4 protein-coding genes are annotated in these 9,470 nt (G+C 72.9%); all 4 read right to left on the bottom strand.

Annotated elements, in window-relative coordinates; all coding sequences use genetic code 11:
* A partial coding sequence (locus tag QFW77_RS17590; RefSeq protein WP_280576122.1) for an ESPR-type extended signal peptide-containing protein occupies nt 1–2,930 on the bottom strand: 2,930 nt, incomplete at its 3' end.
* Nucleotides 2,931–3,636: 706 nt separating this feature from the next.
* The gene (gene purL, locus QFW77_RS17585) at nt 3,637–7,527 is read right to left on the bottom strand and encodes a phosphoribosylformylglycinamidine synthase (protein ID WP_280576121.1); all 3,891 of its coding nucleotides are present in this window, start codon (nt 7,525–7,527) and stop codon (nt 3,637–3,639) included.
* Between the two features lie 59 nt (nt 7,528–7,586).
* Nucleotides 7,587–8,387, bottom strand: a complete 801-nt coding sequence (locus tag QFW77_RS17580) for a DsbC family protein (RefSeq protein ID WP_280576120.1) — start codon at nt 8,385–8,387, stop codon at nt 7,587–7,589.
* Nucleotides 8,388–8,462: 75 nt separating this feature from the next.
* Entirely contained in the window at nt 8,463–9,434 is a 972-nt protein-coding gene (gene xerD / locus QFW77_RS17575; protein WP_280576119.1) for a site-specific tyrosine recombinase XerD, read from the bottom strand.
* Nucleotides 9,435–9,470: the final 36 nt, after the last annotated feature.

Raw genomic sequence — 9,470 nt, 5'->3', positions numbered from 1 at the left:
CCGGTCTCCGGGTCCTCGTAGTACAGCCAGCCGCCCACCGCGGTGCTGCTGTCGCCCTCGGCCACCGCGTTGTAGCCCGATGCCGTGGCGTACTGCCCCCAGGCCTGCGCGCCGCTGCCGAACGCCGAAGAACCGGTGCCGGCCGCGTAGCTGGCCGAGCCGTTCGCCGTCGAGTAGTCGCCCTCCGCGTAGGCGTCGGAACCCGAGGCGGTCGCCTCCTCGCCGTCGGCGTAGGCCTCGCCTTCGCCGGTCGCCTGGAAGTACTGCGTGCTGGACGTCACCGCTTCCAGCTGCGCAAGGTTCACCGCATCCGTGTCTTCGGTGCCTGCCGCCACATTGGCGATCTGCCGTTCGGCACCGGCCGCCCCCACCGATACCGTGTTCTCCCGATCGGCCAGCGAGTCCGCACCCAGCGCCACGCTGTTGATCGCCGCGGCGTTGGCGAGGAAGCCGATGGCGGTCGCGTTCTCGGCCTGCGCGTAGCTGCCGCTGCCGAGAGCCGAGGAACCGTCCCCGTAGGCTGCCGCGAGCACACCGAACGAGGTCGCCTGTACGCCGGTCGCTTCGGCGATCGTGCCCACGGCCGTCGTCCCCAGCCCGGTCGCCAGCGCGCCGTTGCCCAGCGCGGTCGAAGCCACACCGCTGGCTTCGGTGGCCTGCAGGATGAAGCCCGGCAGGCCGATGATCAGGTCGCCGTAGTCGGCGATGCCGCCCACCGCCAGGCCGTAGTCGCCACTGGCGTCGCTGCCGTACCCGACCGCCGTGCCATAGGTGCCGCTGACGTTGCTGAAGGCGCCGACGGCGGTCGCATAGTCGGTGGTCACCGAGCTGCTGTAGCCGAGCGCGGTGGTCTGCAGCCCGTCGGCGACCGCCGCCGCGCCGGTAGCGGTGCTGAACGCGCCGTTGGCCTGCGCGCCCGCGCCGAACGCCGAAGCGCCCACTTCCAGCGCCGTGGTGGTCTGGTCCAGCAGCACCTCGCCGGTGGCCGGATCCTCGTAGTACAGCCAGCCGCCCACCGCGGTGCTGCTGTCGCCCTCGGCCACCGCGTTGTAGCCCGATGCCGTGGCGTACTGGCCCCAGGCCTGCGCGCCGCTGCCGAACGCCGAGGCGCCCTGGCCGACGGCGTAGCTGGCCGAGCCGTTCGCAGTCGAGTAGTCGCCCTCGGCGTAGGCGTCGGAACCGGACGCGGTCGAGTCCACCCCGTCGGCGTAGGCCTCGCCCTCGCCGGTGGCCTGGAAGTACTGGGTGCTGGAGGTCACCGCCTCGAGCTGGTCCAGGTTGACCGCGTCGGTGCCCTCGGTGCCCGCCGCCACGTTGGCGATCTGCCGCTCGGCCCCGGCATCGCCCACCGACACGGTGTTGTCGCGGTCGGCTACCGAGCCCTGGCCCAGCGCTACCGCGCCCTCCGCCGTCGCCACCGCATCCGAGCCCAGCACCACCGTGTTGTCGCCGTACGCCTCGGCGAAATTGCCCAGCACCGTGCTGTTGAAGCCGCCGGCATACGCAGCGCCGCCCACCGCGGTCGAGTAGTCGCCCGCCGCCTCGGTCGGCAGCAGCCCGAGGAAGCCGGAACCGCCCACCGCCACGCTGTTGAAGCCGCTCGCCTGGGCGCCCTGACCCACCGCGACGCTGTCGTCGCCGCCGGCCACGCTGTCCGAGCCCACCGCCAGGCTGTTGGAGCCCGAGGCCTCGCTGAAGTTGCCCAGCGCGGTGCTGTTGAAGCCGGAGGCGCTGGCGTCGCCGCCGACCGCCGTGGAGAAACTGCCGCTGGCATCGGCCGCGGCACCGAACGCGGCGGCGCCGTCGCCGCTGGCGCTGCTCTCTGCGCCGACCGCGGTGGCCAGCTCGCCCGACGCGCCGCTGTAGGCGCCCAGCGCCACCGCGCCCAGGCCCTCGGCGGTGGCGTTGAAGCCCACCGCCGTGCCGTACTCGCCGAGGACGAAAGCGCCGCTGCCGAACGCCGACGCGCCCTCAGCGATGGCCTGCGCCGCCGAACCCACCGCGGTGGCGTAGTCGCCCCCGGTGTACGCATCGGAACCGGCGGCGAGCGATTCGTCGCCGTCGACCAGCGCGCTGCCGGCGCCGCTGGCCTGGAAGTAGCTGCTGGTTTCCTCGGCGATGTCCGCGACCGCATCGAGCTGCCCGACGTTCACCGCGTCGGTGTCGTCGATGCCGTCGGCCAGGTTCACCAGGCGGCGCTCGGCCGGTGCCCCGGCCGGCCCGGCGGCTGAGCCGGTGCCGATGGACACGGTGTCGGCCTGGTCCGCGATCGAGCCGTGGCCGAGCGCGACCGCATTGAGCGCTCCGGCCTGCACCATCGCGGCGCGACCGACGGCGGTGGCGCCGTTCGCGCGGGCCTGCGCCTGCATGCCGACCGCCGTGGCCCAGTTGCTGGTCGCCTGCGCGTTGGAGCCGAGCGCGGTGCTCGCGGTCTGCATGGCCTGGGCGCCGCTGCCGAAGGCCGCGGTGTTGGTCGCCTGCGCGCGGGCGTTGCTGCCAGCGGCGGTGCTGCTCAGGCCGGTGGCGCGGGCGCCCGAGCCGAGCGCGCTGGTGCCGCTGTTGGTGGCCTGGCTGCCGAAGCCGAGCGCCACCGAACCGCTGCCGCTGGAAATGGTCTGCGCGCCGATCGCCACCGCATTGGCGCCGGAGGCGTTGGCGCTGCCGTCGATCGCGCAGGCGTCCAGTTCCGGCGGGAACCCCGGGATGACCACGCAGTCCTCGTTGCCGCCGATCTCCACGGTCTGCGCGATCGCCAGCGGCGCGGCCATGCCGAACAGCAGCACGCTCAGCGCCGCGACCAGCGCGGTCCGGCGCAGACCGGTGCCGCCCTCACCACATCGCGTTCCCGCGCTGTCGCCGGTTGCCAGTTCCGAGGCCACGACGAGCTGGCCGAGCGACTTGTTCCAGACCTTGCGGTAGATGCGGTTCATCGAGACGTTCCCTCAGTTCTTGGCGATGGATTGGCAACGAAAAAGGGGCCGCACGACGCGACGAGCGCGGTGCGGCCCCTGTTGGATTCAGGCTTGATCGACCCGGGAAAACCGAGCCCTCGACACGCGCGCGCAGCGCTCGTGCTGAATGGTGGGTAAGGACAACTTGAACGCTCCCCGAACGATCAAAGTGTGATCCGATACTCGCCCCGAGTGACGCGGTACGTCAACCCCAATGCCCCGATTTGCTAGCTGAATGCGCATTTTTGGCAGAGCCGCGCGAGGAATCGTGATGCTCCACACATCGACGCCCCGGCGAGTGACGCAACAGGGCCACAACGGGTGACGTGAAAGGCCGCGAACGGCGGCCAGGACCGCCACCGGAAGCCCGACCGCACACGGGGTTATCCGATGTTTCTCGAAACGCGGGCATGGTTGCCCGTCAACCGGTTGACCTGGCTGACCATGCGCCAGACGGCGCCGCATCGTCGGGGGAGAGGTCACCGTCACGGAACGGTGAGTTGGGGAGCGGCTGCGGCGGACGCGCCGGCGACGCCAGGCGCGGGTGTCGGATGGGCCCAACGTACCCGTCGCGGCACGATCCGGTGCCGGAGCAGGCGATCAGTGCGACGTATGCCGGGGGCCGGGAACGGGAGCGATCACCGCCGGCGATTGCACCGGCGGGCACCCAGGTACCGCGCTCGGTTCAGCCGACCCAGGCGCGGGCGTTGCGGAACAGCCGCAGCCAGGGCGACGCGTCCGGCCAGTCGGCCGGCGCCCAGCTGAAGTTGGCGCGGCGCAGGGTGCGCTCGGGGTGCGGCATCAGGATGGTGGCGCGCCCGTCGTCGCTGCATAGACCGGCCACGGCGCTGGCCGAACCGTTCGGGTCGTCCGGGTAGGCCGTCGCGGCCGCACCATCGCCGCGCACGTAGCGCAGGGCGACCCGCGCCGACGCCGGGTCCGCCGCCGCGCCGAATTCGGCCCGGCCCTCGCCATGGGCGATCGCCACCGGGATCCGCGACCCCGCCATGCCACGGAGGAACAGCGACGGCGACTCCGCCACCTCCACCAGGCCCAGCCGGGATTCGAACTGCTCGCTGCGGTTGCGCAGGAACCGCGGCCAGTGCGCGCTGCCGGGAATGATCGCGCGCAGTTCGGCGAGCATCTGGCAGCCGTTGCACACGCCCAGCGAGAAGCGGTCCCCGCGGGCGAAGAATGCGGCGAACGCCTCGCGCAGTTCGGCGTGCTCGAGGATCGAGGTGGCCCAGCCGCGCCCGGCGCCGAGCACGTCGCCGTAGCTGAAGCCGCCGCAGGCGACCAGGCCGGCGTAGCCGTCGAGACCGTCGCGACCGGCGAGCAGGTCGCTCATGTGCACGTCGACGGCGGCGAAACCGGCACGGTCGAAGGCCATCGCCATCTCCACCTGGCCGTTGACGCCCTGCTCGCGCAGGATCGCCACGCGCGGCCGGGCCCCGGCGTTGATGTAGGGCGCGGCCACGTCTTCGGCGGGATCGAAACCGAGGACGGGCCGCAGACCGGGGGCCTGGAAGCTGGAAGCGGACTCGCGTTCCTGGTCGGCGCAGTCCGGATTGTCGCGCAGCCGCTGCATCGCATGGCTCACCGACCACCAGGCGCCGAACAGCGCTTCCCAGCGCCATTCGGCCAGGACGTCCTCGCCATCGAGCACGCGGATCGCGCCGGCCGAGGTCGGCCGGGCGATGCGCTGGGCGCACTGGATCAGGCCGTGCCGGGAGACCAGATCGGCGAACTCGACGCGGTCCTCCGCGGCGATCTCCACCAGCGCTCCGAGCTCCTCGTTGAACAGGGTCCGGAACACGTCCTCGCTGCGGTCGTCCCCCCAGCCGTCCAGGTCGATGTCGAGACCGGCGTGGGTGCAGAACGCCATCTCGCACAGCGCGGCGAAGGCGCCGCCGTCGGAACGGTCGTGGTAGGCGAGCAGCAATCCGGCCGCCCGCGCATCGCGGACCAGTTCGAAGAACGCGCGCAGCCGCGCCGGATCGTCGAGGTCCGGGCAGGCGCCGCCGAAGGCGCCGTGGCACTGCGCCAGGATCGAGCCGCCCAGCCGCTGCTTGCCGGCGCCCAGACCGATCAGCCACAGCTCGGTATCGCGCCGGCCCGACAGCAACGGGGTCAGCTGGGCGCCGACATCGGCCACCGGGGCGAACGCGCTGACCACCAGCGAGACCGGCGAAACGCTCTGCTGCCCGTCCCAGCGCACCTGCATCGACAGCGAGTCCTTGCCCACCGGGATGCTGAGGTCGAGCTGCGGGCACAGCTCCAGGCCGACCGCGCGGACCGCGTCGAACAGCTTGGCGTCCTCGCCGTCGTGGCCGGCAGCCGCCATCCAGTTGGCCGACAGCTTGATCCGCTGCAGCGCCTCCACCGGCGCGGCGCAGAGATTGGTGATCGCCTCGCCGACGGCCATGCGCGCCGCCGCCGCCGCATCCAGCAGCGCGAGCGGGGTGCGCTCGCCGATCGCCATCGCCTCGCCCGCATTACCTTCGAAGTCGGACAGGGTGATCGCGCAGTCGGCCACCGGCAGCTGCCACGGGCCGACCATCTGGTCGCGCGCGGTCAGCCCGCCGACGCTGCGGTCGCCGATGGTCACCAGGAAGCTCTTCGCCGCCACGGTCGGGTGCGCCAGCACGCGCAACCCGGCCTCGTGCAGGTCCAGGCCGCGGCCGTTGATCGCAGGCCAACGGACCGGAGCCGGGCGGGCGGTATCCCGGCGCATCCTCGGCGCCTTGCCGAACAGGACGTCCATGGGCAGGTCGATGGGCAGATCGGCCCCGCCGCGGAGGGAAGGCTCCGTCGCCGCAGTGTCCAGTCCGTAGCCGGCCACCAGGCGCTGCTCCGCGGTGGCGTGCCCGACCACGGCGAACGGGCAGCGCTCGCGCGCGCACAGCGCGGCGAATTCGTCGGCCCGGTCGGCGGCGACGCCCAGCACGTAGCGCTCCTGCGACTCGTTGCACCACAGCTGCATCGGCGACAGCGACGGGTCGTCGCTGGGCACCCGGGCCAGATCGATCACGCCGCCGACGCCGGAGTCGTGCAGCAATTCTGGAATCGCGTTGGACAGGCCGCCGGCGCCGACGTCGTGGATCGACAGGATCGGGTTGTCGGCGCCCAGCGCCACGCAGCGGTCGACGACCTCCTGGCAGCGGCGCTGCATTTCCGGGTTGTCGCGCTGCACGCTGGCGAAATCGAGCGCCTCGGCGCTGCTGCCGCCGGACAGCGAACTGGCCGCGCCGCCGCCCAGGCCGATCAGCATCGCCGGCCCGCCCAGCACGATCACCGCGTCGCCCGGCGACAACCTGCGCTTGTCGACCAGCGGCCGGTCGATCGCGCCGAGGCCGCCGGCCAGCATCACCGGCTTGTCGTAGGCCCAGGCGAAGCCCGGTTCGTGCGGCAGTTCGAAGCTGCGGAAATAGCCGGCCAGGTTGGGCCGGCCGAACTCGTTGTTGAACGCGGCCGCGCCGATCGGGCCGTCGAGCATGATCTCCAGCGCCGGCGCCAGGCGCGGATTGAGCGCGCGCGACTGCTCCCACGGTTGCGGCAGCGTGGGAATGCGCAGGTGCGAGACCGAGAACCCGCACAGCCCGGCCTTGGGCCGCCCGCCGCGGCCGGTGGCGCCCTCGTCGCGGATCTCGCCGCCGGCGCCGGTGGCGGCGCCGGGGAACGGCGAGATCGCGGTCGGATGGTTGTGGGTCTCGACCTTGATGCAGAACGCGCTGCCGGCGGCCGGCTCCGCCCGGTACTCACCGGTTCGTGGATCGGGGCGGAAGCGCCGTGCCTCGTATGCCTCCACCACCGCGGCGTTGTCGCTGTAGGCCGAGAGCGTGTGCTCCGGCGTCTGCGCGTGGGTGTGGCGGATCATCCGGAACAGCGACTGCGGTTGCGGTTCGCCGTCGACGGTCCAGTCGGCATTGAAGATCTTGTGCCGGCAGTGCTCGGAATTCGCCTGCGCGAACATCATCAGCTCGACGTCCGAAGGCGCGCGTGCCAGCTCGTCGTAGCGGGCGCGCAGGTAGTCGATCTCGTCCGCGGCCAGGGCCAGGCCGAGCCGGGCGTTGGCCGACTCGAGATCGTCCAGGGCGATGCGCTCGAGTTCCCCGCGCACCGGATCGGCGAACAGCGCCGCAGCCTGGCCGTGTGCCGACAGCAGCGACTGGGTCATCGGATCGTGCAGCAGGCGCTCGAGCGCCTGCATGTCGCGCTCCCCGGCGGCCGGCGGCCAACCGGCCAGGTCGTAGCGGATCCCGCGCTCGACCCGGCGCAGGCGCAGCCCGGCGCCGCGCAGCAGCTCGGTGGCCTTGCTGGCCCACGGCGAAATGGTGCCCAGGCGCGGCGCCACCAGCCGCAACGTGTCGCCGGGCCCGGCCGCAGCGGGCGTCGCGTCGGCCTGCAGGATGCGGCGCAGCGCAGCGCCGTCGGGCACGGCCCCGGGTTCGGGTTCGATCCAGTAGACATACCGGGTAGCGGCGACGCGCAGCGCCGGCACCAGCGCCCGCAGACGGGATTCGAGCCGTTCCAGGCGGAACGGCGACAGGGCCGGCTGGCCCTCGAGGACGATCATGTCCGACAGGGGTGTGGGGCGGGGCGCTATTGTAGCGGACGCGTGCCGCCCGGGCGGGCTCAGCCCTGCGGCGCCTCGCCGGCCAGCTGGTCTAGCGTCTCGCGCAGCGCCGCCGGCGGCATGTAGCCGGGCATCTGCACGCCCTGCTCGCTGACGATCATCGGCGTGCCGGTCAGGCCGAGGCGCTGGCCGAGCGCGTAGTGCATGGCCACCGGGTTGGTGCAGTCGCGCTTGGGCACGCGCTTGCCGTTCTTGGCATCGGTCAGCGCCTGGCGCCGGTCGCTGGCGCACCACACCGAGACCATCTCGTCGAAATCCGGGCTGGCCGGGCCCATCCGCGGGAACGCCAGATACTCGATGGCGATCCCCAGGCGGTTGTATTCGTCGATCTCCTGGTGGAGCTTGCGGCAATAGCCGCACTCGGTATCGGTGAACACCGTGACCGTGTAGTCGGGGTCTTCCGGCGCGAACACGATGCGGTCGCTGGCCGGCACCGCCGCCAGAAGCTCGCGGCGCACCTCGGCCAGGCCGTCCTGACTGACGTCGCGGCCCTGCTCGACGTCGAAAAGCGCGCCCTGCAGCAGGTAGCGGCCGTCGTCGCTGACGTAGAGGACCTGGCCCGCGACCACCACCTCGCGGAAGCCCTCGATCGGCGCGGCCGCCACCCGGTCGATCTCGACCCGCGGGTTGAGCTTGCGGATCGCCGCCACCGCGCGGGCCTCGGGCGTACCCGGCTCGGCTTCCACGGCCGCGTCCGGCACCGCCGGGGCCGGCGCCGCGCCGTCGGGACCCGGCGCCGGAGACTGGGCGCAGGCCGAAAGACTGAAGGCGCCGAACAGGACGAACAGGAAGGCTTTCATGCGCTGCGGACCATCGCGGGCGTCGGGGGACGGGAACGGGATTGTCTCATGCCCCGTCCCACCGCCGGCTGAGCGTCAGGCGCGCGGGTGATGCCGGGCGTGCAGCCGCTTGAGCTGCTCGCGCGCCACCAGGGTGTAGATCTGGGTGGTCGACAGCGAGCTGTGACCGAGCAGCATCTGCAGCGCGCGCAAGTCGGCCCCGTGGTTGAGCAGATGGGTGGCGAAGCTGTGGCGCAGGGCGTGCGGGCTGACCCGCGCCGGGTCGATGCCGGCGGCTGCGGCGTGGCGCTTGACCGTGGCCCAGAACTGCTGCCGGGTCGGCGGGGCGCCGCCCGGGGCCAGGAACAGCGGCGCGTCGCCGCCGGCGCCGGCCGCGACCGGCCGTCCGCCGGCCAGCGCCGGCCGCGCCTCGCGCAGATAACGCTCCAGCCAGTGCTGCGCCTCCTCGCCCAGCGGCACCAGCCGTTCGCGGCCGCCCTTGCCGCTGACCCGCAACACGCCCTGGCGCAGGTTCACGCCGTTGGCCGGCAGCCCCACCAGCTCGCTGACCCGCAGCCCGCAGGCGTACATCAGTTCCAGCATGGCGCGGTCGCGCAGGCCCGTGGCGGTCGAGCCGTCGGGCGCCGCCAGCAGGGCACCGACCTGGCTCTCGGTCAGCGCCTTGGGCAGATTGCGTCCCTGGCGCGGCGCTTCCAGCAGCGCGGTGGGGTCGTCGGCGCGATCGCCGCGGCGCAGACGGTGAGCATAGAACGCGCGCAGCGCCGACAGCAGCCGGGCGTTGCTGCGCGCGGTATAGCCCAGTCCGGTACGCCAGCCGAGATAGTCCAGCAGGGCGCCGCGGTCGGCCCCGGCGAGCCCGCCGCCACGGCCCTCGCGCCACCGCGCCAGCCCGGCAAGATCGCGGCGGTAGCTGTCGAGGGTCTGCCGCGCCAGGCCGCGCTCGGCCCAGATCGCGTCCAGGAACGCATCGATCGCGCGCGCATCGGCCTCGGGCAGCGGCGGCAACCGCAGCGCCCGGGTGCGACGGTCGGCCGGCGTGGGAGTCATGCGGCGAGCTTACCGAAAAGAAAAACCCGCGACCGC

The sequence above is a fragment of the Luteimonas endophytica genome (assembly GCF_029887875.1).
In the GTDB taxonomy this organism is placed as follows: Bacteria; Pseudomonadota; Gammaproteobacteria; order Xanthomonadales; family Xanthomonadaceae; genus Luteimonas; species Luteimonas endophytica.
The sequence above is the reverse complement of the archived record's forward strand: the minus strand, read 5'-3'. Positions and strand labels throughout refer to the sequence as shown.

Coding starts and splice junctions, on each gene's coding strand:
- purL (WP_280576121.1), bottom strand. CDS start 7,527: ATGATCGTCCTCGAGGGCCAGCCGGCCCTGTCGCCGTTCCGCCTGGAA.
- QFW77_RS17580 (WP_280576120.1), bottom strand. CDS start 8,387: ATGAAAGCCTTCCTGTTCGTCCTGTTCGGCGCCTTCAGTCTTTCGGCC.
- xerD (WP_280576119.1), bottom strand. CDS start 9,434: ATGACTCCCACGCCGGCCGACCGTCGCACCCGGGCGCTGCGGTTGCCG.